The 24,034-nt window shown below is 34.4% G+C and carries 17 protein-coding genes; 6 read left to right on the top strand and 11 right to left on the bottom strand.

What is annotated here, in order from left to right:
* The first annotated feature begins 15 nt into the window (after nt 1-15).
* A complete protein-coding gene (locus LV89_RS04210; protein ID WP_109741614.1) occupies nt 16-2,280 on the top strand; it encodes a peptidylprolyl isomerase in 2,265 nt (754 codons plus the stop codon).
* A gap of 56 nt (nt 2,281-2,336) precedes the next feature.
* On the opposite strand, the gene pepT is transcribed toward LV89_RS04210, so the two are convergent.
* A complete protein-coding gene (pepT, locus tag LV89_RS04205; RefSeq protein WP_109741613.1) occupies nt 2,337-3,584 on the bottom strand; it encodes a peptidase T in 1,248 nt (415 codons plus the stop codon).
* Nucleotides 3,585-3,848: 264 nt separating this feature from the next.
* Between pepT and LV89_RS04200 the strand changes: the two genes are divergently transcribed.
* Together LV89_RS04200 and LV89_RS04195 are read left to right on the top strand one after the other, a co-directional pair.
* Nucleotides 3,849-5,123, top strand: a complete 1,275-nt coding sequence (locus LV89_RS04200) for a citrate synthase (protein WP_109741612.1) — start codon at nt 3,849-3,851, stop codon at nt 5,121-5,123.
* 197 nt (nt 5,124-5,320) lie between these two features.
* Nucleotides 5,321-6,496 carry a septal ring lytic transglycosylase RlpA family protein gene (locus LV89_RS04195; protein ID WP_109741611.1) on the top strand — a complete coding sequence of 392 codons (1,176 nt, stop codon included), beginning with the start codon at nt 5,321-5,323 and terminating at the stop codon, nt 6,494-6,496.
* A 91-nt stretch (nt 6,497-6,587) separates the two neighbouring features.
* On the opposite strand, the gene LV89_RS04190 is transcribed toward LV89_RS04195, so the two are convergent.
* On the bottom strand, nt 6,588-7,520 hold the full coding sequence (locus LV89_RS04190) for a methylenetetrahydrofolate reductase (protein ID WP_109741610.1): 933 nt from the start codon (nt 7,518-7,520) through the stop codon (nt 6,588-6,590).
* 303 nt (nt 7,521-7,823) lie between these two features.
* Between LV89_RS04190 and LV89_RS04185 the strand changes: the two genes are divergently transcribed.
* Nucleotides 7,824-9,962 (top strand): S9 family peptidase, encoded by a 2,139-nt coding sequence (locus LV89_RS04185; protein WP_109741609.1) that lies wholly within the window; start codon nt 7,824-7,826, stop codon nt 9,960-9,962.
* A gap of 57 nt (nt 9,963-10,019) precedes the next feature.
* Here LV89_RS04185 and LV89_RS04180 read toward each other — a convergent pair whose 3' ends face one another.
* The 6 genes from LV89_RS04180 to LV89_RS04155 all read right to left on the bottom strand — a co-directional run bounded on the left by LV89_RS04180 (nt 10,020) and on the right by LV89_RS04155 (nt 17,269).
* A complete protein-coding gene (locus LV89_RS04180; protein ID WP_109741608.1) occupies nt 10,020-10,685 on the bottom strand; it encodes a CBS domain-containing protein in 666 nt (221 codons plus the stop codon).
* A gap of 132 nt (nt 10,686-10,817) precedes the next feature.
* On the bottom strand, nt 10,818-11,597 hold the full coding sequence (locus tag LV89_RS04175) for an alpha/beta fold hydrolase (RefSeq protein WP_109741607.1): 780 nt from the start codon (nt 11,595-11,597) through the stop codon (nt 10,818-10,820).
* A gap of 472 nt (nt 11,598-12,069) precedes the next feature.
* Entirely contained in the window at nt 12,070-13,035 is a 966-nt protein-coding gene (locus LV89_RS04170; RefSeq protein WP_109741606.1) for an AAA family ATPase, read from the bottom strand.
* Between the two features lie 445 nt (nt 13,036-13,480).
* Nucleotides 13,481-14,827: a peptidylprolyl isomerase gene (locus LV89_RS04165; protein ID WP_109741605.1), complete on the bottom strand. Its 1,347-nt coding sequence runs from the start codon at nt 14,825-14,827 to the stop codon at nt 13,481-13,483.
* Between the two features lie 188 nt (nt 14,828-15,015).
* Nucleotides 15,016-15,966: a nucleoside hydrolase gene (locus LV89_RS04160; protein ID WP_109741604.1), complete on the bottom strand. Its 951-nt coding sequence runs from the start codon at nt 15,964-15,966 to the stop codon at nt 15,016-15,018.
* Between the two features lie 25 nt (nt 15,967-15,991).
* Nucleotides 15,992-17,269, bottom strand: coding sequence for a M20/M25/M40 family metallo-hydrolase (locus tag LV89_RS04155; RefSeq protein WP_109741603.1), 1,278 nt, complete (start codon nt 17,267-17,269; stop codon nt 15,992-15,994).
* 495 nt (nt 17,270-17,764) lie between these two features.
* Here LV89_RS04155 and LV89_RS04150 point away from each other — a divergent pair, with 495 nt between their 5' ends.
* The gene (locus LV89_RS04150; RefSeq protein ID WP_109741602.1) at nt 17,765-19,189 is read left to right on the top strand and encodes a glycoside hydrolase family 125 protein; all 1,425 of its coding nucleotides are present in this window, start codon (nt 17,765-17,767) and stop codon (nt 19,187-19,189) included.
* A 95-nt stretch (nt 19,190-19,284) separates the two neighbouring features.
* Here LV89_RS04150 and LV89_RS04145 read toward each other — a convergent pair whose 3' ends face one another.
* From LV89_RS04145 to LV89_RS04135, 3 genes are read right to left on the bottom strand one after another with little or no spacing between them, the layout of a single operon-like run.
* Nucleotides 19,285-20,598, bottom strand: a complete 1,314-nt coding sequence (locus tag LV89_RS04145; RefSeq protein WP_109741601.1) for an alkaline phosphatase D family protein — start codon at nt 20,596-20,598, stop codon at nt 19,285-19,287.
* 17 nt (nt 20,599-20,615) lie between these two features.
* Nucleotides 20,616-21,143 carry a hypothetical protein gene (locus tag LV89_RS04140; RefSeq protein ID WP_109741600.1) on the bottom strand — a complete coding sequence of 176 codons (528 nt, stop codon included), beginning with the start codon at nt 21,141-21,143 and terminating at the stop codon, nt 20,616-20,618.
* 14 nt (nt 21,144-21,157) lie between these two features.
* A complete protein-coding gene (locus LV89_RS04135) occupies nt 21,158-22,522 on the bottom strand; it encodes an AAA family ATPase (RefSeq protein ID WP_109741599.1) in 1,365 nt (454 codons plus the stop codon).
* 122 nt (nt 22,523-22,644) lie between these two features.
* On the opposite strand from LV89_RS04135, the gene lysA reads away from it, so the two are divergent.
* Nucleotides 22,645-23,889 carry a diaminopimelate decarboxylase gene (lysA, locus tag LV89_RS04130; protein WP_109741675.1) on the top strand — a complete coding sequence of 415 codons (1,245 nt, stop codon included), beginning with the start codon at nt 22,645-22,647 and terminating at the stop codon, nt 23,887-23,889.
* The last annotated feature ends 145 nt before the right edge of the window (nt 23,890-24,034 follow it).

The following is a 24,034-nucleotide window of genomic DNA, read 5'->3' as shown; positions in this document are numbered from 1 at the left end:
TAAGAATTAGAAAATATGACTTATACTCTTAGATTATTATATATACTAACTACTTGCTTTTTTTTCAGTACAATTGCTGTAAATGCCCAAACAGAAACTTCTGCTATTAAAATTGGCAATCGTATTATAACACCTGCCGAATTCTCACAGACTTATCGCAAATTACTTCAGAGTGATAGCGTAAAAAAAGATAATGCCAAAGAATTTTTGGATAATTATATCCATTACAAATTGATGGTTTATGCTGCTCAACGCATGGGAAAAGACACTACGAAAGCCTTTCGTGAGGAAATTTCTGGGTATCGAAAAGAATTAGCAGCTCCATATTTAGTGGATAAAAATGTTCTTGAAAAATTGATTCAAGAAACCTACGAGCGTATGCGTGAAGAAGTAAAAGTGGCTCAGGTTTTTATTCCTTTACCCAATAATGCCAGTCCAGCAGATACAATGGCGGCTTATGATGATATTAGAACTTTAAGACTTAGAATTTTAAAGGGTGAGCCATTCGACCAAATCGCAAAGAATTACTCTCAAGACATTAAAACTGCTGAAAAAGGTGGAGACATGGGTTTCATCGCCGTTTTAGAAAATCATTATGCTTTTGAATCTGCGGCTTATAACACCCCAAAAGGAGAAATTTCGTTACCTTTCCGTACCGATAAAGGTTTTCATTTAATTAAAGTTTTAGAAAAGCGTTCATCAAAAGGGAAAGTAAAATTAGCTCATATTTTAGTTAGCGTTCCTGCAAATGCGAGTGCCGAAGTTGCCGCTGCTGCCAAACAAAAAATAGACGAGGCGTACAACTATCTAAAAAAGAATGAACCGTTTGAAGGAGTTTGTAGAGTTTTTTCTACCGACCCTAAAACCAAAGATAAAGGCGGTGTTTTGAATCGTTGGTACGAAGCAGGTACTTTAATTGATGATAAAATGGCTGAGGCTGTTTTCGCACTGAAAGAAAAAGGTGAATACACTGCTCCTATTCAAACTTCATTGGGTTGGCATATTTTCAGATTGGTAGAAAAAAAATCTCTTTTAAAGTTTGAAGAATTAGCTCAATTTATCCGTGAGAAAATAACAGCAGATGCTTCAAGAGGAACAATTATCAAAGGTAATTTAGTTAGAAAATTGAAAAAAGATAATAATTTTCAAGAATCTATTTCCGTAAAACAAGAAGCTTTTGATAATTTTTATAAAGACAGAGTTGGCAACGAAGATTACTTAGCAAAAGCAATTTTTACAATTAATCAGTCGCCCTCTACTGTTCGTGAGTTTTATAGTTTTGTAACCAAACTCCAACGCCAATTGGCTAAAATTGGAGCATTGAACGACAAATCAGAAAAAGACTGGTATAACCTTTTTGTAGAAGATAAAATTCTTCGTTATGAAGAAAGTAACCTTGAAATTAAGTATCCAGAATTTAGAGCAGAGATTCAAGATTTTAGAGATGGAATTTTGCAAAAAGAGATTCTCAATGACAATGTCCTCGAAAAATCTTTGGACTCTTTAGCACAGGTTAGATATTTCAACCAAAATGCTCAAAATTATCAATATACGAATCGTGTTTTAGCGAAACTTGTCACAACCGACCGTAAAGAGACAATGGAGCAAGCAAAGGGCGTTTTAGCAAAAGCTCCTTATCCATTGAATCGTCGTTTTCCTGATATTTCTTTTGAAAAAGAGAAATCAGATTTTTCAAGTGATGTACAAAAAATGCTTTATGATTTAGTAGTGATTTTGACTAAAAATAGAGAGTTTACCGTTGAAGTTACAGGCAATTCAGACCCAGAAGAATCAGAAAGTATTTCAGCACAAAGAGCCAGAAAAATAGTCAACTATCTTATCAATAAAGGCATTTCTCCAATGAGAATTATCGAGAAAGATGATGGAAAATATAAACCTGTTTCTAAAACTGACCGCAGTAAAAATATGAGAGCAGGTGTGAAATTTTTCTCAAATTCAATGGAAGATGTAGTAAAACGCTTCAATGCTTTAAAACCGGGAAGTTTAACTGCTGAAGAACGTTACTTCAAAAAAGGAGAAAATGAATATTTAGATAATGTCAATTGGGTTGTAGGAGAAAGCACTTCTGAGAATAAAGGCAGACAAGTTTGGTTAAACATTTTAAAAGTTGAAGAGCCAAGAGCAAAAACATTCAGAGAAGCACGTGGACAAGTAATGAAAGATTATCAAAAAGTATTGTTCGATAATTGGATTAACCAACTAAAATCTAAATATCCAGTACAAATCAATCAAGAAGAAGTTAATCGTATTTTAGATTAAAACAATAATAGCCAACTTGTACAGGTTGGCTATTATTGTTTTGGGAAAGTATTCGACTAACTTTTCTCTTCCCAAACCATGCAAAGATTTACAATTGTCTCCACTGCCTTCTCCATATCTTGTATAGTTACCCATTCGTGCTTACCGTGAAAAGCGTGTTCACCTGCAAATATATTTGGGCAGGGTAAACCCATAAAGGATAAACGAGAACCGTCAGTTCCGCCTCTAATACTCATACATTTGGCTTCAATGCCACTTCTTGTAATTGCCTCCATTGCATATTCAGTTACATGAGGATATTTATCCAAAATTTCCTTCATATTTCGATACTGCTCAGTAACTTCAAAGGTCGCTTTAGAATTAGGATAAGCATTTAAAACATCATCTAAAATAGCCTTTAAAACGGCTTCATGAGCGTGTAATTTTTCAACGGTGAAATCTCTAATAATAAAATCAATAGTAGCCGATTCTACCGCACCTAAAATATTGGTAGGATGAATAAAGCCTTCTTTGCCTTCGGTTGTTTCGGGAGATAAAGTTTCTTTGGGAAGTTTTGCAACAATTTCAGAAGCAATCTTTAAAGCACTTTCCATTCTACCTTTAGCAAATCCAGGATGTTGACTCACTCCTGTAATAGAAATTCTAACACCATCAGCCGAAAAGGTTTCATCTTCTAATGAACCCAATGTTTCACCATCAATGGTATAGCCAAAATCTGCCCCCAATTTTTGTAAATCAACCGCTGCTGTTCCTCTTCCTATTTCTTCGTCGGGCGTAAACAAAATTTTAATTGTTCCGTGTTTCACTTCTGGATTATTGATTAAATAATAAGCCGCATCCATAATTTCGGCAACGCCCGCTTTATTATCCGCACCCAAAAGCGTTGTACCACTTGCCGTGATTAAGTCATTCCCAAATTGGTGAGCTAAATCTGGGTGGTCAGTAAGTTTGATAATTTGCGAATTATCATCAGGTAAAACTATATCTTGACCTTGATAATTTGAATGAATGATAGGTTTTACATTTTCTCCAGAACAGTCTGGAGAAGTATCCACGTGTGAGCAAAAGCAAATGACAGGCACATTTTTATCTGAATTGCTTGGAATAGTGGCATAAACATAGCCAGAATCATCTAAATGAGCATCTGTTATTCCCATTTCTAATAATTCAGCGACCAAAACATTACTCAAATTTTTCTGCTTTTCAGTAGAAGGTTGAGCGTCAGAATAGGGGTCAGACTGTGTATCTATTTGAACATATTTAAGGAAACGTTCTGTTACTGTATTTTTATATTTGTTGAGCATTATGGTATTTTTTTATCACACAATATTAGAATTCGATTACATTTATCGACAAAGGTAACAATCCTTTAAATTTTCGTGTTTATCTTGCATTAAGATTTAATAAAAGGTAAGTGTTAATATCCAAAAATGGTATATTTTCAATAACTATATTAATTTTGCTAAGAAAAAAACATAAGAGCATCAAAAAGACGTTTTTTCTCTTAATTTCGTATCAACAAAATAAAAACATATTTTTTAAAGATAAAGCCCAATAATATATAGGTCATGTCAGAATTTGCAGAATTATCGTTAGGCGACAAAAAGTATCAATTTCCCGTAATAACAGGAAGTGAAGATGAAAAGGCAATTGATATTGCTAAACTTCGTGATGAAACTGGTCACATAACAATTGACTCAGGTTACAAAAATACAGGAGCAACAAAAAGTGCTATTACCTTTTTAGATGGAGAATTAGGAATTCTTCGTTACAGAGGTTATTCAATTGAAGAATTAGCTGAGAAAGCTTCTTTCTTAGAAGTTGCCTATCTTTTGATTTACGGCGAATTACCAACTACTGCACAATATGCTGAGTTCGAGAATTCTATCAAAATGCACACCATCGTAAATGAGGATATGCGTAAGATATTTGAAGGATTCCCTGTTAATGCTCACCCAATGGGCGTATTGTCTGCAATGGTTTGTGCTATGTCGGCATTCTATACAGGTGATAAATCAGGTTCTGACGAATTGAATATTATTCGTTTAATGGCTAAAATGCCATCAATGGCAACTTGGTCTTACAAGAAATCACAAGGACATCCAGTAAATTACCCTAACAACTCTTTGGACTACTGTTCAAATTTCTTGAACATGATGTTTGCTTTACCAGTAGCACCATACCAAGTAAATCCAGTTGTTTCGGCAGCATTAAATAAATTATTGATTCTTCATGCAGACCACGAACAAAACTGTTCAACTTCAACAGTTCGTTTGGTGGGTTCTTCTCATGCAAGTTTATATGCTTCAATCTCAGCAGGTATCAATGCTCTTTCTGGTCCATTACATGGTGGTGCAAACCAAGAAGTAATTGAAATGTTGGAAGCAATCAAAGAAGATGGTGGAGATACATCAAAATATATCGCAATGGCTAAAGACAAAAATTCAGGCTTCCGCTTGATGGGCTTTGGACACCGTGTTTATAAAAACTTTGACCCACGTGCAAGAATCATCAAAAAAGCAGCAGACGATGTATTAGCCGCTTTAGGTATCAATGACCCAGTGTTGAAAATTGCTTCTGAATTAGAAGCAGCAGCATTAAGTGATGAATACTTTGTAGCACGTAAATTGTATCCAAACGTTGACTTCTACTCAGGAATTATTTACCGTGCATTAGGTATTCCAACTGATATGTTTACAGTAATGTTTGCTATCGGTCGTCTTCCAGGTTGGATTGCACAATGGAAAGAAATGAAAGCTAATAAAGAGCCAATCGGTCGCCCACGTCAGGTATATGTAGGAGCTACTGAACGTGCTTATGTATCAATGAGCGAAAGAGCTTAATCATTGTAAATTTCAAAAAGAGGTTGCCCTAAAAGCAACCTCTTTTTATTTATAAATAGCTTCAATTCAAATACTTAAACTACCTAAGTGTAAGCGTTTTGTAAACTTGATGGTATTTTGTATCTTTACAGATTATTATTCGGAAAATTCTTCCTGCATTTTCACTGACATTCCTTTAAAATTTAACCCATGATTGCATGAGATTCACCAAACCATTATTATTTATTACTTTATCGTTATTAGTCTTTGTTAATGTACAGGCTCAGGTTGGGGAAAAATTTTATGGTAGAGCTTCTTATTACGCAGATAAATTTCATGGTAGAGCCACTTCAAGTGGAGAAACTTACGACCGTGCAGAATACACAGCGGCACATCGGGAATTACCTTTCAATACCATAGTAGAGGTTCTCAATACTTCCAATAACAGAACAGCAGTAGTTAAAATCAACGATAGAGGTCCTTTTGCCTATAATCGGATGATTGACCTTTCTTTTGCTGCCGCTAAAGATTTGGAGCTTTTGGGTACTGGTGAAGCCGAAGTAGAAATGCGAGTTTTAGCAATGGATAATCCAGAATACACTATTTCAACATTTTATGCAGGTGCAAAAAATGAGTTTAGACGGGATTTCCCACAATATGAACCCATTGCAATTGGTAATAAAAATACTTCAAAAGTAGCTATTGATACGTCTTATGCTTCTGTTATTCCCGATGCGAAAAGCTTACAACCTAAACCTGTTACAGAAGCATTTGTCATTGCAGATAGTTTGAAAAGGAAGCAAGCCGAAGGAGATAAAATGGGCTTTCGCCAACATAAATATATCAGGGTAATTAAAGATGGAGATGGACGTTATCGTCTTGATTCTTCAATTGTGACTCCTCCAACTCCACAAGAAGTTTATTCCGTTGCTCCACAAACTTCAAAATATCCTACTTTTGAACCTCGCCCAACCATTGCTAAAACAGAAACGAAAGTAGTTGAAACGGCAAGTAATGATACCCAAAAAGTGATGAAAAGTGTAGAGAATGAAGTCATTCAACCATCAACACAAATCAATGGTTTTCGTCAACATCAATACGTTAGGGTTTATACAGATAGTGAAGGAAGAATTCGATTAGACACTACTCAAAAATCGCCAGAACAATTTGCTAAAAACGTAGCATCGCAACCTGCTAAGGTTGAAGATAAAAATAAAGTAAACGCTCCTACTCAGCCAAGTTCTCCTGCGGTAAATAATACTCAAAAAATAGAAGCAACAAAACCTAAAGAAGTTTATCAAAACGGATTTAGACAACACGCATACATAAAAGTGTATCGTGATAAAGACGGTAAAACTAAATTAGATACAACAAGCTACGAAAAGCCGAAATGATAAATTACGGTTTTGTAGAAAAAAACTAAAATAAAAGGCTGTTTTCAATCAAGAAAACAGCCTTTTTCATATCTCATTATTGTTGTGTAAATTACTTTCTGATTCCAATCTCTTTCATCATCTCTCCTACTTTGTTCACCATAAAAATTGACGCTTCGATTTCGTCTTTTCTAATGGCAACACTTTCAATATTAAAGCCAAATGGAACATTTTTTTCTGAACAATATTTAATCAACTCGTCAGCAATAGTAATACAAACATCAACAGACCTTTCTAAAATATTCTCTGAGTTTCTTAATTCTTCTTTTAAATCTTCTGGAATATGAATTCCTAACCACTCCATAAAATGAAGTGTTTTTATCGAACCACAAGCTGTCAATGTAAAAATCAAGGTCGGGATTTCGATATTTTTCGCCGTACAAGTTTTCGCTAAATCATCAACAACACGTTTTGCATAATCAACATTAAATACACATTGCGAGATAAAATAACTTACTCCTGAAGACATTTTATCCAAAATACGTTGGTCTTCATCATTCAAAACAGCATGACGTTCTGGAATCATTACAGCACCAATCACCGATTTTTCTTCGTGTTTACGCCAAACATCATACGCTTGTGGCAAAGTAGTGATTGGCACAAAATCAGGTGCGGGAACGCCTACAAATACTGGTGAAAAATCATGAGCAATCACATCATCAACCCAAACACTAAGCTCCTCTTGCGTGAATTTACTCGCAGGGCGATAAATAATTTTAGGAATATTAAGGGAATGAAGATGGTTCTTAGCAAATTCAAAAGGGTCATGAGCAGACAAAAATGGGAATGGTCGTTCTTCAGTAGTACGAGCAGATTCATCCTGTACATCATAAACTACTAAAGCATCAATATCCAAAGAATGTAAACGAGCTAAGGTCTTCTCCGCTATTTCAACAACTTTTTGAGGCTCAACTTGCGACTTTGGAGGTGTTATGCCATACAATAATATTCCTGACTCTTTCGACTTTATTCTATCTAAAAACATAAATAATTTAATGTGATTGTGCTTACAAAGGTAATATTTTTTATTATTTATGACAAATCTATTTACTATACCATTTAAAGTCAAATTACGAAGTAAAATAAATAAAATTTAGATAATTTATCTATTTCATAGCAATAAAACAAACAATTTATTTAGACAAAAAGAACATTTAATAAATAATTTCAACACCCATCATTATACGTAAAACCTGATTTATAGGGTATCTATTTTCTATTTTGTGAGACGTAAACGAAATATGGCTAAATTTGAGTAATCACATTTTTAAATATTAACTCATCAACAATGAAAAAACTATTCTTCCTTTTTTTACTTATTTCAAACCTAATATTAGCACAGTCGGGTAAAGAAAAAGTTTTGGTTACAGACATGACCAAGCTAAAACAAATTACAAATGTAACCATTTCTCCAGATGGAAAACGAGCGGTTTATGCACTTCGTAGCAATGAAGTAAATGAAACTGACAAATTAGATTTTGATTACCGAAGTCATTTATGGGTAACTGATTTTCAGTCGGTTAAACAATTAACTCGTGGAACAGAAAGCGTTGGCGGAGCTTCTTGGAGTGCTGATAGCAAACAAATTGCCTTTACGAGAAATGTAAAAGGGAAATCTCAAATTTTCATCATGCCTCTTGATGGTGGCGAGGCTATTCAATTGACAGATTTGAAATACGGAGCAAATAACCCGCAATATTCTCCTGACGGAAACAAAATTTTATTTTCAATCAATGTTTCTTTTTCTGAATTATTGAAAGACACCGTTTTGAATCCCAACAAAAAACTCCCTTCTTGGTCATTTGAAAAAGCTGGTTTTAAAACAAACGATTTCTTAAAAGCTGATAAAAAAGTGAAAGCTAATCCAGATGGTTCATTGGAAGAAATTAGAGCCTATTTGGATAAAGATGTTGATGATAAAAAAGCAAAAGTTTTTAGTCGATTAAATTTTCAAGGAGAAGCCAGTACAGAACCAGAAATCCGTTTCAATTTACTTTTTGTAGTTGATGCAAAAGAAGCAGCTAAACCTCAACAAATCACCCGTAGTTTTTGGTCTTTTAATGGTGCAACTTGGTCGGCAGATAGTAAAAAGATTTACGCAGTTTGTGGTAGGGATTCACTTCAACATCCTGACCGTGAACAAAATACGGCTATCGTCCGAATGAATGTAGATGGTACAGGTTTGCAAACATTAATAGCTGAAAAAGGAATTTCATACAGTAATCCAACACTTTCTCCAGATGGCAAGTCAATGGTATTCACGATGTCAAAAATAGAATGGTTGGGTTTTAATCAAACCTTGATTGCTAACGCTGATGGCACAAATGTAACGCCAATCGTTTTCGACCGTGCAGTTAGCAATTTTGAGTGGTCGGACGATTCAAGATTTGTTTATTTTGCAGCAAATTCAAATGGTGGAATTCCTCTTTACAGACTTGATTTTACCACGAAGAAAGTAGAAAAACTAAGCGATTATGATTCGGGGATTTCAAGTTTTGATATTTCTAAAGACAGAATTATCTATGCAAAAACTGAAGTAAAAAATCCTTCTGAATTATACTCGTCAGATTTATTGATGAAAAATTCTATAAAGCTTTCTTCTCACAACGATAATCTTTTGAAAAATAAAGCTTTAAGTTTTCCAGAAAAGCATATCTACGTAAACTCGAAAGGGCAAAATGTTGAATATTGGATTATGAAACCTGCCAATTTTGAAGCAGACAAAAAATATCCATTATTGCTCAATATGCACGGAGGACCAACCGCCATGTGGGGACCGGGAGAAAATTCAATGTGGCACGAATTTCAATATTTCTGCTCGCAAGGTTATGGCGTTGTATATGCAAATCCAAGAGGTTCGGGTGGATATGGTAAAGATTTTCAGTTTGCCAATTATCAAGATTGGGGAACTGGCCCTGCCGAAGATGTTTTAGCAGCAGCTACCAATGCCACAAAAGAATCTTGGGTTGATACTGCTCGTCAGGTTATCACAGGAGGTTCTTATGCAGGATATTTAACCGCTTGGATTGTTGGGCATGATAACCGTTTTAAAGCGGCATTTGCACAACGTGGCGTATATGAATTGACAACTTTTATGGGTGAAGGAAACGCTTGGAGACTTACGCCAAACTATTTTGGGGGTTATCCTTGGGAGGCTAAAACAAAGGATATTTTAGACCGAGAATCTCCGTATTCTTATATCGACAAAATCAAAACGCCATTGTTGATTAAACATGGAGAAAATGACTTACGAACAGGCGTAATTCAGTCGGAAATGATGTATAAATCTTTAAAAATCTTAGGAAAGGAAGTTGAATATGTTCGTATGCCGGGAGCTACACATGAACTTTCTCGAGCTGGGAATGTGCGTCAAAAAATTGACCGAATGTTGAGAATTTATGAATTCTTTGAGCGATATATTTTTTAGTAACACAGACTTCAGTCTGTATGAGTATTTTACAGACTGAAGTCTGTGTTACCAAATTTACATATCTAAATATCTCATGAGCATATCATATCGTTCACGGTCAGGGGCTTCGATAGCATCAAAATTGTAAGCACCTACAATATCGTAGCTATACCTTTCTAAAGTAGCAACAACGTGAGTAATATCCTTACGATTCAATTTTAAGGTCAAAACATCTTTCATATCTTCAGTCGAATTGCCACTTGTATAATAAGAACTAATAATTTTTGTATCATTAGATTCTATCAAACGGCTAATTTCAGCCAATGAATAACTCCTATTTTCTACCGCAATTTCAATGACGGCACCCATTTCTTGCGTGCCTAAATTCTTTGAAAACTGATTGAGCAATTCATTTACGCTAATTGTACCCGAAAATTTCTGTTCGTCATCTAATACTGCAACTGCCTGCAAATCATGCTTTTGGGTTACAGATAATATTTCAAAAAGGTGTTGATGTTCAGAAACAGAGATGTTTCCAAATTCGGGTTGAAGAGCTAATAAGGGTAAATCTTCGTCTGCATCCAATAAGGTATCGTGACTAATTAATCCTCGATATTCCTGTTCATTTACAACGGGTAGTTGTCCTATTCGATATTCTTCCATCCAGTCCATCACCTCTCCGACTGTATCGGTAGATTTCAAAACTGGCAACATTGGATTAATGAAGTCTTTTGCGAACATATTGTTGATTTGAAGTGGCAAATTATTACACTAAATTACTGATTTTCAAATAATTTCCAAATAAATATTATTTCAAAACTAATGAATTATGATAGGTGTATTATTGCCTTATACCCAAAATCTTGCCACTTATTACGCCATCACTTCAGCGTGAATTGGTGTTTTTTCGAGCCATCCTTCCAAGATTTCGTTAAATCTTTCGGGGCGTTCCATCATGGGTGCATGACAACATTTATCAATAAAGTGTAATTCAGAGTTTTCAATTAACCGATTAAATTCATGCCCAACTTGTGGCGGAGTAATTGTATCATTAAGTCCCCAAACCAAAAGCGTTGGTACTTTTATGTTAACAACCTCTTTCGACATATTGTTCCTTTGTGCAGATTTGGCAATTGAAATGATACGAATTACTTTAGAAGCTGTATTGGTTATATCAAAAACTTCATCAACTAATTCTTTGGTAGCAGTAGCTGGGTCATAGAAAGTGTATTCAACACGCTCTTTGATATAAGCATAATTTCCACGTTTTGGATAAGAACCACCCATTCCGTCTTCAAAAAGTCCCGAACTTCCAGTAAGCACTAATCTTTTAACTTTAGACGGATTTTTAAGGGTATAAATCAACGAAACATGACCACCTAAAGAATTTCCTAAAAGCGTTAATTCATCATAACCTTTCCAATCTACAAAGCCTTCTATGAATTCACAAAGTCCTTCACAGCCAGCTTTAAGAATTGGCATTTCATAAATAGGCATCATCGGAATAATAACTCTATATTTCGATTTAAAGCCTTCTATAACGCCTGCCCAGTTGCTCAATGCTCCGAATAAACCATGAAGAAGTAACAAAATTTCGCCTTCTCCTTCGTCGATGTATTTGTAGCCGTTTCCTTCGTGAATTTGATATTTCATAAATTTTAATATTTTGAGAATTTGTGGATGACTTAGTAGTATTTTTATTGATTGGAATTAATTATTACCATTCTTAACATGAATATATACTTAATAACGGTTTTATACTATTTTAGTTCAATTCTAATTTTAATACAAAATAATAAAAAATCTCTGAAAAATATGTTATTTCAATGTTATGAGTTTTAAGAAAATATTAACTTTTCTTAAACAAGAATCCAGAATAAAACACAAATATTTGTATATCAACAACTTAACAGCAGTACATTTTCATTGACATTTTAAATTTTTATTGCTTTAAAAAAGGAAAAAATACAAATAGACTTAAATCTCAACAAAAAGCTATTATTAGAATAATACTATTTTCCTTTATTTTGTACTAAAGAAATTATAGGCATCAAAAAGTTCTATAAAAGAAAAAACCTCTCGAAAAACTTCGAGAGGTTCAGTTTAAAAATTATTTTAATACGAATTACATCAATTTTCTAACAATATCTTCAACAGAAACGCCTTCAGCTTCAGCCTTGAAGTTTCTAACAATTCTATGACGAAGTACACCCATGGCAACGGCTTTTACGTCTTCAATATCTGGCGAATATTTACCATTCAATAAAGCGTTACATTTAGCTGCTAAAATTAAATTCTGAGATGCTCTTGGGCCTGCTCCCCATTCTAAGTATTTATTTGTTGTGGCATCGGCAGATTCTGTATTCGGACGAGTTTTATGTACTAATTTCACCGCATATTCAATCACATTATCAGCCACAGGAACACGTCTTACCAATTGTTGGAAAGCCAAAATTTGCTCGCCAGATACTTGTTTTTGAACTTGATATTTTTTGTCAGAAGTAGTGCTTTTTACAATATCCAATTCTGCTTGATATGATGGATAATCCAACTTCACCAAGAACATAAAACGGTCTAACTGTGCTTCTGGAAGCGGATATGTACCTTCTTGTTCAATTGGGTTTTGGGTTGCCAATACAAAAAATGGTTTATCTAAAGGATACTTCTTTCCCGCAACCGTTACCGAATATTCTTGCATCGCCTCAAGCAAAGCAGATTGAGTTTTTGGAGGAGTACGGTTAATTTCATCGGCAAGAATGATATTAGCGAAGATTGGACCTTTTACAAAACGGAAATTACGCTCATTATCCAATGTTTCAGAACCAACAATGTCGGACGGCATTAAATCAGGAGTAAACTGAATACGATTAAAGTCTAAGTCCAAAGCTCCTGCAATCGTCTGAATTAAGAGGGTTTTTGCCAAACCCGGTACACCCACTAATAAACAATGACCTTGACAAAAAATAGCGGTGAGCAACATTCTAACGGTATCTTCTTGACCGATAACTACTTTTCCGATTTCGGCGGTGAGTTTTTGATAAGATTCTTTCAAAGCATTCACTGCTTCTACATCTGACTGGTATTGAGCCATATTTTTTAATTTAGGATTTTAAAGTAAGCGAAAAGCGAATGCCAAAAGCAAATGCCACAGTTAATTTGATTTAAAGTTGCTTATTTTTCTTGTTACTATAATGGAAAAATAGCATTAATATTTTAAAACGAAAGCAAATTATCGAGGTTTGATAGTCTATAAACTTTTGCTTTACAAATATAAAAATTAAAGTGTCAGGCATTGCTACCTGACACTTCATATTACTAAACAAAATTATTGCCAAAAGTAATTACTGGAAAGAGTTATTAGTTATTGGTGATTAGTTATTAGTTAATTTATTTTATAAAGCTCTTATTATTAATAGAATAATCTATTTTCAATAGATATATTTAGCAAAATAAAATATGTTTTAATTCTACAAAAATAACCTAAATATTAAACCACTAATCCCTAAATCCTAACATCTAACAACTATTTAAAACCTTTACCGTTCATTACTTTTCATGACATTGCATTCTTTATATTCATCAACAATATAAATGAAAACGTCATTTTTGGCTTTGGCAAACCATTTTTCAATGGCTGTATTTTTCTTTCTATTCAAAGTATAATTTGATAATCTTTGGAAGTCATCTTCTAAATTGGCGAAGTGAGGTGCGTGCTTTGTTTTATAATATAGAATTCTCATGGCTGAACGTCCATCTTCTGTACGATATGCCATTGGTGCTGAAATCGTTCCTACTTTCATGGTATCAATTGTGAAATATAAACCAGATTCCATTGAACCGTCTAATGGCATTCTGATTGAACGAGTCTGTGGGTCAGTCAACATTCCACCTGCATCTTGTGTTGCTTTATCTTCCGAAAATTGCTTAGCTGCTTTCTCAAATTTCAAAGTATCACGTTGAATTAACACACGAACACTATCCAAGAAACGTGTCGGCTCAGTCACATCAAGTCTCTGATAATCAGGACGAAGAAGAATATGCAAAGCATGATATTCTTGTCCACGAGTTTCTAACAATTTAATTAAATGATAGCCAAATTCAGACTCTACAACATCAGACATTTGATTTGGTTTCATTTTCAATGCAGCCGCCTCGAAAGGTGCTACCATTTGTCCACGTTTTGCAAAACCAAGGTCGCCTCCACGTTTTCCTGAGCCTAAATCTTCAGAATACAGTTTAGCTAAATCTTCAAATTTTTCTCCGTTTTCAACTCTTTTTTTATAATCTAACAATCTTTTATAAAGTTCATCTTTCTGAGCCTTAGTAGTTTTTGCCATTCTCACAATTTGCCCTACTTCAACCTCAGAAGGTAAATATGGTAATGAATCTTTAGGAATTTCTTCAAAGAAACGTCTTACTTCTTTAGGTGTAACTTTTACTTCTCCCGTAATTTTCTCTTGCATTTTACGAGTCGTCAATTGCTCCTTGATTGCCGAACGCAATTCGTCTTTTAAAGATGAAATGGTTTTCCCATAAGCTTCAACGATATTTTTTGTTGAACCAAATTGTTGTTCCATTTGCTCCATACGAGAAGTCAATTCGCCTTCAATTCTTTTATCTTCTACTGTAACAGAGTCAATTTCAGCCTTTGCTAACATTAATTTTCCTACCACAAGACTTTCTAATAATTGACATTTAGGTGGAGCAGGTTGCTGACTTTGTGCATATTGCTGTAATTGAGCCTCTAATTCAGATTTCAATAAATAGTAATTATCAACTTTAGCAATGATTTTATCAAGCACTACTGGCGTTTGTGCCATCAGCGACTGCTGAAATATGACCGATACGATAAGTAGTAAAAAAAGATTTTTTAGGAATTTCATGTATAAAAAATTAATATATAAGCGAAAAGTGATTGGTGAAAAGCAAATAATAACTGTTTAAGAGAAATACATTATGCTTTCCGAATCAGAATACTTTTAGTATAACACGTAAAGATAACGCTTTTTGTGGAGTGGATTGGTATGATGGCTTAGTTAAAAAGTGTTAAGTAAACTGAAAATCGCTAAGCTTATCTCTTTCCTCTATAATTTTTAACCTTTTCCCAAAACTTCTCAAACATTTTCTCTTTGTCGATTTTCACGTAAACATTTACTTTATGCTGATGATTTTCGGGTGGTGTTTTTACGGTTTTTACTTTGGCTAAATCGGGGGAAAGATAGGCTTCAACCAAAGCTAAATCCCAAATAATACGGGTTTTATCGTCTGGGTTCGACTCCACCCAACGTTGTTTTAGCAATTTCTCCACTGGATATTTTGAGTCTAAACGAGCATAAGTATCTTCACGGTCAAAGGTCAAAACTTCACAAGTTTGAGCTGGCATAATTGACCACTCAATATCGGGATTATTGAATAAATAGTTTACCGCATTCAAATCTCCTCTGATATTAAATTCGTTTTTATCCCAAACTTTCTCTTTTGCATCAAATCGCATTCCCATACAAAATAGGCGTAACTTCTTGGCAATATTAGGTTCGAGTGCAATAGCTGAAGCAATATTTGTAGCCACTCCGATAAAAAGTACGTCCAATTTTTCGCCTTCGGGCATGGCTTGCACCACTTCAATCAACTTCTTTGTCATTTCTGATGGTCTGGGAGTATCGCCTCCCCACGCCTGTCCCATCGGACGTTCTGCTCCCATTGGGTGTGGCAAATTCATCATGCCAAAAGCCTGCAAAAGTTTCTCATTTTCCTCCTGACTCAATTTCACGGTATTGATTCCTTTAGTTGGATATTGATTCCATTTATCCGAAAGCATCAAATCGACATTCACAAAATGGGCAGAACTTACACCCATTATTTCATATTTATCAGCATCAACCAACAAACGAGTTAAGGCGAAAATATCGTCCATTTCGTTTGCCATGTCGGTATCAAACCATATTTTTTGTTTTTGTGCCACAACATTCGGAATAAAATAAAAGGAAGTAAGTAGCAAGAATAAAATTCTGGTAATAGTCATTTGGATTTTTAGGTTAATTGGATTTTTATCTGGTCAAACGATACAATAACAAAGCGGTTCGCTGAACTAATTTTGGAAACTCTTTCATATTCATGGTTTCCCCCGGTGCATGAGCCCCTTTTCCCGACGCTCCCAAACCATCTAAACACGCCACATATTTAGCAATGTAAGAAATATCCCCTGCTCCTCTTGAGCCTGGGTCGCCCGCTTTTACTTCGCCAAAACCTAAATCTAAACTTACTTGATTCAATACGGCTAAGATTTTTTCATTCTCAGCAGTTGGTTCCATCGCAGGAATGCCATCTTGAAAAGTAATTTCGGCTTTGGTTTTATTCAAATTTTTAGAGACTATTTCACGCATTTTCACACGAGCATTTTCTTTTTGGGTTTCGGTCAGGAATCGTAAATCTCCTGTTACACTCACTCTTGGAGCAATGATATTATCCTTCCCGATAGCCTCTCTATTATCATTAATTTCTGAACCTCCCACAATTAAACCGGGATTGAAAGTCAGGTACTTTTCAGTACTCATTTGTTCTCTAAATTCATTCAAAATTCGGGCAGCTTCATAAATGGCTCCGTATCCTGCTTGCTGACTAAAAATGGTTGATGAATGTCCCATAATTCCTTTTACATTCAATTTCCAACCACTTGAACCTCTACGAGCCGTAGCAACGGTATTTAAGCCAATGGCAGTTTCAAAAGCCAAAGCAATATCACATTTTTTTGCTCTATCAATAAAATCTTTGCGACTCACACTTGTAGGTTTGCCAGAACTTTCTTCGTCTCCTGTAAAATAAATTGTCAACGAAGTATCATCCAATAAACCATTATTTTTCAAAGCTTTAAGGGCCGCCAACAAAACAACATCACCACCTTTCATATCATTTACGCCTTGTCCTGTTACGGTCGAATCGTTCAAATAGGTGTAAGGCGTGAAGGACATCGCTTTTTCAAAAACTGTATCCAAATGTCCAATCAAAAATAGCTTTTTGCCTTTGTTTCCTTTGCGTTCAGCCACCAAATGTCCTGCTCTATTGACTGAATCTGGCAAAGAAATCCATTCTGTTTTAAAACCTAAATCATCAAATTCTTTTCTAAAAATTGCCCCAACTTCACGCACGCCTTCATGGTTGAGCGTTCCGCTGTTGATGTTAACAACTTTCTTTAAAATTGCCTCTGATTGTGGCATTTGAGCATTGACTTGTGCTATAATTTTCGCTTCGGTTGGGCTTAATTTTTGAGCAAAACTCCATGTTGTTGATGATAATAAAAAGAATAAAGGTAAAATGCGTTTTCTCATTATAAATGCTGTTTGTTAATGAAATTATCGGTTAAAAAGAAACTACTTTAAATTACGACATTATCCTGATTTCAGTGTCATACTTACACAAAAACATAAAAATCAAGATAGAAAATTGAATGTTAAATCGTATTTTGTGAGACTAAAATAAAAATCTTAGATTTTCATTTATATCCAATCATAATCTTAAATCCTAATAACGTTTAATTTGGTAGATTACGCCCTAAAAGTTTTATGCTTTTAGCAGGCTTTTCTATTTGTAATCTTTTAGAGAAACGTTATTAAGGAACGTTGAAATAATAACTTGTAAAATTTTAAGGTGGCTATTTTATAGTTAGTTTTATTCATTTTTGAAGCGAATAGCACCGCTCTTTAATGAAAAAATGAATGAAAATAGCAGTAAAAGAGTCGTTTAAAAATTATAAGTTATTGTTTCAACGTTCCTAAAACCTAAATCAATTTATTTCCACAAAAGCATTTAAAATTTCAGGAAAAATGAAAAATCTCAATCGTAGAAAGTTTATCCAAAGTGCCACCATTTTAACCACTGGAACATTATTAAAGTCAAAAGCCGCTGAAAGTTCATTTCCTGTGGTAAGAGTTGCTACCGACAAAAGAAATTTTAGTAGCTCTGCCATCGAAGACACCATTGCCCGAATGAAAGTAAAAATCAAAGACCCAGAATTAGCGTGGTTATTTGAAAATTGCTTCCCGAATACCTTAGATACTACGGTAAATTTCAAAATGAAAGGCGATAGACCTGACACTTTCGTTATCACAGGTGATATTCACGCTATGTGGTTGCGAGATAGTACGGCACAAGTTACGCCTTATTTATCGCTGATTAAACAAGACGAAAAACTTAAAAAGTTGATTGCAGGAGTCATCAACCGCCAAACGGAGTGCATTTTGATTGACCCTTATGCCAATGCTTTTAATGATGGCGTTGGACATTCGGAATGGTTAAGCGACCATACTGAAATGAAGCCCGAATTGCACGAACGTAAATGGGAGTTAGATTCTCTTTGTTACACGGTTCGATTGGCGTATAACTATTGGAAAATCACGCAAGACGCAAGCATTTTTGACGAAAAATGGATGAAAGCGGCACAGTCAATTATTGCCACTTGCAGAGAACAACAACGCTTAAAAGGCAGAGGAAAATACAAATTCGGACGTACCACTTCTTGGTCAACCGATACCGTCCCAGGTGATGGATACGGGAACATTACGAAACCTAACGGATTGATTCATAGCATCTTCAGACCTTCTGACGATGCAACCGTTTATCCATTCTTAATTCCTTCAAATCTTTTTGCGGTAGTTTCATTCAGACAAATGGCTGAAATTTCAGAACAAGTTTATAAGAATTCTTCTTTTGCAAAAGAATGTTCGAGTTTTGCTACTGAGGTTGAAAATGCTATTAAGAAATATGCCATTATCAATCACCCAAAATATGGTAAAATCTACGCTTTAGAAGTTGATGGATTTGAGAATAGTTTATTGCAAGATGATGCCAATGTACCAAACTTATTGAGTTTGCCCTATTTGGGAGCAGTAAAAACAGACGATGTAGTTTATCAAAACACTCGTAAATTAATGTTGAGCGAGTCTAATCCGTATTATTTTAAAGGAAAAGCTGCCGAAGGAATTGGTAGTCCACACACGTTATCAAATCAGATTTGGCATTTGAGCATCATCATGCGAGCAATGACTTCAAGCGATGACAAAGAGATTTTACAACAATTACGTTTCTTGAAAAAAACGCATGCCAATACAGGTTTCATGCACGAGTCATTTGATAAAGATGATGCCAATAAATTTACCAGAAAATGGTTTGCATGGGCAAATACTTTGTTTGGGGAAATGATTTTAAAAATCGAAAAAGAACGTCCTCATTTATTGAAGGAAGTATTGTAGATGTAAAAAATTGTCCGAAAAGTCATAAGTCATAAGAAATTCTATACAGTCGGTTTTCTTACAACTTATTAACTTTTCGGACAACTTTTTAATCCCTACTTCAACTCACTTGCTTTAATATCTCTTGTCCATTTCTGAACGCCTTTTGAATCCATAATACTGATTTTCAAAACTCTATCTTTCAATGTTCCAGACACTTCACAAAGTGCAAAATTACGTTCTGTGAATAATGTACCTTCTACAATAGGCGAGTTATCTTCTTCTTTGACAGGTTTTGCAGGTCCAGAAGTAAGTGGAGAAACCGTTAAATCATACAATGGATAATTGGCTCCTGAACGGTCTAATTTTTGGAGAACTGTATGATGACGGTCGCCTGTAAAGAATAGAACACCTTTAATTTTTGCATCGGTAATTTTCTTTAATAATTCTTGACGTTCAGCTTCATAATTCGACATATTTTCAAAAACTTTGGCAGGATTTACAATTTGTCCACCCGTCACAATTACTTTGAAAGTTGCACTACTTCCAGTCAAAGCATCAATCAACCAAGTAAGCTGTTTTTTCCCATAATAATCACGGTCGCCCGTAAAATTCTCGTTAGGAGCTTTAAACCAACGGTCATCTAACATAAAAAATTGAACATCGCCCCATTGGAAAGTTCCTGTACACGCTTGGTCTTTAAATATATAGTTAGGATTTGCCCAAAATAGTTTGAATATTTCAAGCGAAGTATCTTTCATCCAAAAAGAACGGTCTGAATCATTACTGCCGTAATCATGGTCATCCCAAATGGCATAATGGTGCGTATTTCCCAATAAAGGCTGCAATTCAGGAACATTACGAGAGTGGGTATTACGGTGAATCATACCTGTACGAGTATTCCAATCAGCTTCACGGTAATAATTATTATCGCCTCCCCAAATCATGAAATCTGGTTTTTTGTCATAAATAGATTTGAATATTTCATTGTATCCTCCATACGGACGACCCGGTCGGTCAGTTTCTGCTTCATTGATGTAATTACAACTTCCAAAAGCAAATTTGAATGATGCAGGGTCTTTGCGGTATTGCCAAAGTTCTTGCGTTTGAAATGATAATGGATAATTACGAGCTATTTTTTTATTATCAACAAAAACTTCATAAGCATATTTTTTGCCCATCGTCACTTGGTCGCAAACAATTTTGGCAACAAAAGCATTCCTTTTATTCGTAACAATTTCGTCTGTTGTCATTTTCTTTTCTGGTGTACCTTGCTCCCAATACACAAACTTTACTTTAGCAGGTTTTTCCGTTTGCACCCAAAGCATGACTTCTTTCATCTCTGAATACCCGACCATCGGACCATTTTTAATTTGGGCATTTACACCTATACTTTGAATAATAAGGAATAATAAAATTAGTTTTTTCATTGAAATGGATTTTATGTTTATTGACAAGGTTGAATTACGGGATTGGGTAATCTATGTTCAAGTAGATATGGACGATTAGCAAATTTGCAAGGTCTTTGAGAAAGTAAACTATCCATTCGAGTTGGTTTACTTTTATTATCTTTTTTGCTTTCAGATGGATTTGAAATAAAGAGTAATTTTATAGAAAATTCATACGCAATATCATAAAAATAGTCTCTGAATCTATCACTCATAAAATCATCAAAACAGTTCTGAAATTTATCCCTAATATCACTTAACTTCTCCGTTTTCAGAGTTTCAATAGCCTTTAATTCTACAAGGTAAAGTACAAATTTTTCTCCTTCACAATGTTGAATAATCAAACAATCAGGAGATTTTGGTGGATTATGAACCAAGTTTGAGTTATAATATTCATCTACCCGAATAATGATGTAATCTTCTTTTTTCACCAAAGGACTTACATTAACGCCCACACCATTTTCAGTACAATCATCACACAAAAATTTAGACAAAATAGGGTCTTCTTGAATTCTTTGAATTAACATTTTAATAGGTGTAATTATAGTTTTTCTAACAATGACATTCTTTCTTCATAGAGTTGTTCAGCTACATCGACAAAATTATTATCCTCAATTCCGTATTCATCCATCTGCATGGCTCCATCTTCAATAACACTACCTTCGGGAGTCATTTTCATTAACGATACACTCAACTTTTCTTTATCTACTTTATTGGCAATCAATAAATTACTCAATTTATTGAAAATATAATTGCTATGCGAAGTCATTACGATTTTTACATTCCCTTTACTCAATTTTACAAAATATTCCAATAATAAAATCTGAATTTCTGGGTGTAAATGAGCTTCTGGTTCTTCAATAAAAAGAATTGAAGGCTTATCACTTTCCAAAGGAATGATATATTTCAAATGAGCAATGATTGGTGCAATTTCTGAAATCATAGAAGAGGTTGCAGACAAATCAAAAATCATATCAGGATTTGCATTGGGTATGTAATGATATTTTCTGGTTACTTTATCAAAACCAATCGTTCCTTTCAAAATATCTTTTTCTATTTTTTCAAAATCCACAGAATATTTATCTGAAACAGAAACCTTTTCAATATTATTCAAATTTAAAAAATAGTCAGAAATGGGTTCTGATAAATTGGGAATTTCAAATTTTGCATTAGTTACAAGTCTATACTTCGATATTTCTGCGAAAATTGGTCCAAATGAATTCAAAGCATTATAAAGCCCTGAACGTGAGACTGGTAAGAAAAATATAGTATCTGTTGTGTTTATAATTTCTTTGCGTAATTGAAGGTTTAAATTCCAACTTATTCTATTTATTGGTGTAATTATTTTTGCCTTCTTGTAATAAATAAAAATATAAATGTTTTTCTCAATTTCATTAAACTTAAAAAACTCATCATAAATTTTAAACTCAGAATAAAGGTTTATATTTTTAACTTCAAGTTTTTCTATGCTTTTATCCAAACAAATTTCTATTTTCCCAATTTCTGCACTCAAAATTATTTTCAAATCAGTATTCGTTTTATTATTATTTATTGACTGGAAGTCAAACGAATTTTTCAAGGAATTGGTTAATGCTGGGATAAAGCTTGTTTCAATCGAATATTTAAAGGATTCAATTATTTTATCCTTAACATCATATTCCACAAATTCTAAATCTCGTAATTCTTGCTCAACAAGTTTTTCTAAGTCGAAAGTAGCCGATTCTCTTTGTATTGAACTGTTCCCGTCATAATAATCATATTCCCTTAAATTCTTCAAAATCAAATAAACCGCACTAATCGCATACGATTTTCCAATATTATTCTTTCCAAAAATAGCGTGAATATCCTTATCCGTATCAAATTTGAAAGACTTTATCGGTCCAAAATTCTGTAATTCAATTATCATATCTTTCTAATGTTTTCGTAGCACAGACCTTAGTCTGTAAGCTGCAATTTACAGACTAAAGTCTGTGTTACGTATTCGGTTTAAATACTTTGGGCGTATCTTTGCAAAAAAATCAAAATTCAATGTCATATTACAACATCCAAAACATTCCACTTACTGATTTAGCTAAACAATTTGGCACGCCTTTGTACGTCTATGATGCTGACAAAATTATCGAAAAAATTGCCATTCTTCGTGATTCTTTCAAGAATGTTAACTTAAAGATAAAATACGCTTGTAAGGCTAATACCAACTTGAGCATTTTGAAATTAATGCGTAAACATGGGGTGGAGATTGACGTGGTGTCGCCAGAAGAATTACGTTTGGCAATGATGGCGGGTTATGAAGGTTCACAAATTACTTTTACGCCAAGTGGTGTTTCATTTGATGAAATTGAATTGGCAGCAGAATTAGGAACTCGCATTAATTTAGATAATTTGGATGTTCTCGAAAAATTCGGGAAACAATACGGCAATACGAAAGGTGCTTTGATTCGTTTGAAACCACACGTTTTTGGCGGTGGAAACGAAAAAATCATGACGGCTCACCCAGAGTCAAAATTCGGAATTTCAATTCACCAAAAAGATGAAATTCTTGAAATTGTCAATAAATACGATATGAAAATTATCGGTTTGCACCAACATACAGGTTCAGACGTGAAAAATGCTGATGCTTTCACACAGGCTGCAACTGCGATTTTAGACATTGCTTCAAACTTCAAAGATTTAGAAATCATCGACTTAGGAGGAGGTTTCAAAGTTCCATATAAAGAAGGTGATTCTGTAACTGACATGGCTGAAGTTGGCGAAGTGCTAAGTAATGCTTTCTTGGAATTCTGTAAAAACTATGGTCGTGAGTTACAATTATGGTTTGAACCGGGCAAGTTTTTAGTAAGTGAAGCAGGAACATTTTTGGCCACTGCCAACGTCGTAAAAACTGACCCAATTAAAACTTTCGTGGGTATCAACTCTGGATTAAACCACTTGGGTAGACCCATGATGTACGGTGCATACCATGATATTTTCAATGCTTCAAATCAGGATACTTCTGAACAACAAGAATATCGTGTCGTTGGATATATTTGCGAAACAGATACTTTTTCATGGACTCCCGAAGGAAAACAAGGTGAGCGTTTAATGAATAAGGTTTCGGCAGGAGACATTATTGCAATTAAAAATGCAGGAGCGTATTGCTTCTCGATGGCATCTCAATACAATTCAAGACTTTTACCTGCGGAGGTTTTGGTAATTGATGGAGAAGCAAAATTGATTCGTAAGCGTGATACTTTTGACGATATTGTTAGAAATTTAGTATCCGTTGACATTTGAGAATAGTTTTTAGAGAACAGAGTTTAGATTTTAGAGAACAGATAATAATTTTAGAGAATTGTCTTCTATATAAATTCAATAAAATACTTCATAGATATAAAACAAAACGCCCTGTCATTATTTGAAAGGGCGTTTTGTTTGTTTT

Origin of the sequence: Arcicella aurantiaca, assembly GCF_003148625.1 — a bacterium.
Lineage (GTDB): Bacteria > Bacteroidota > Bacteroidia > Cytophagales > Spirosomataceae > Arcicella > Arcicella aurantiaca.
This window is presented reverse-complemented; position numbering and strand designations above follow the sequence as displayed.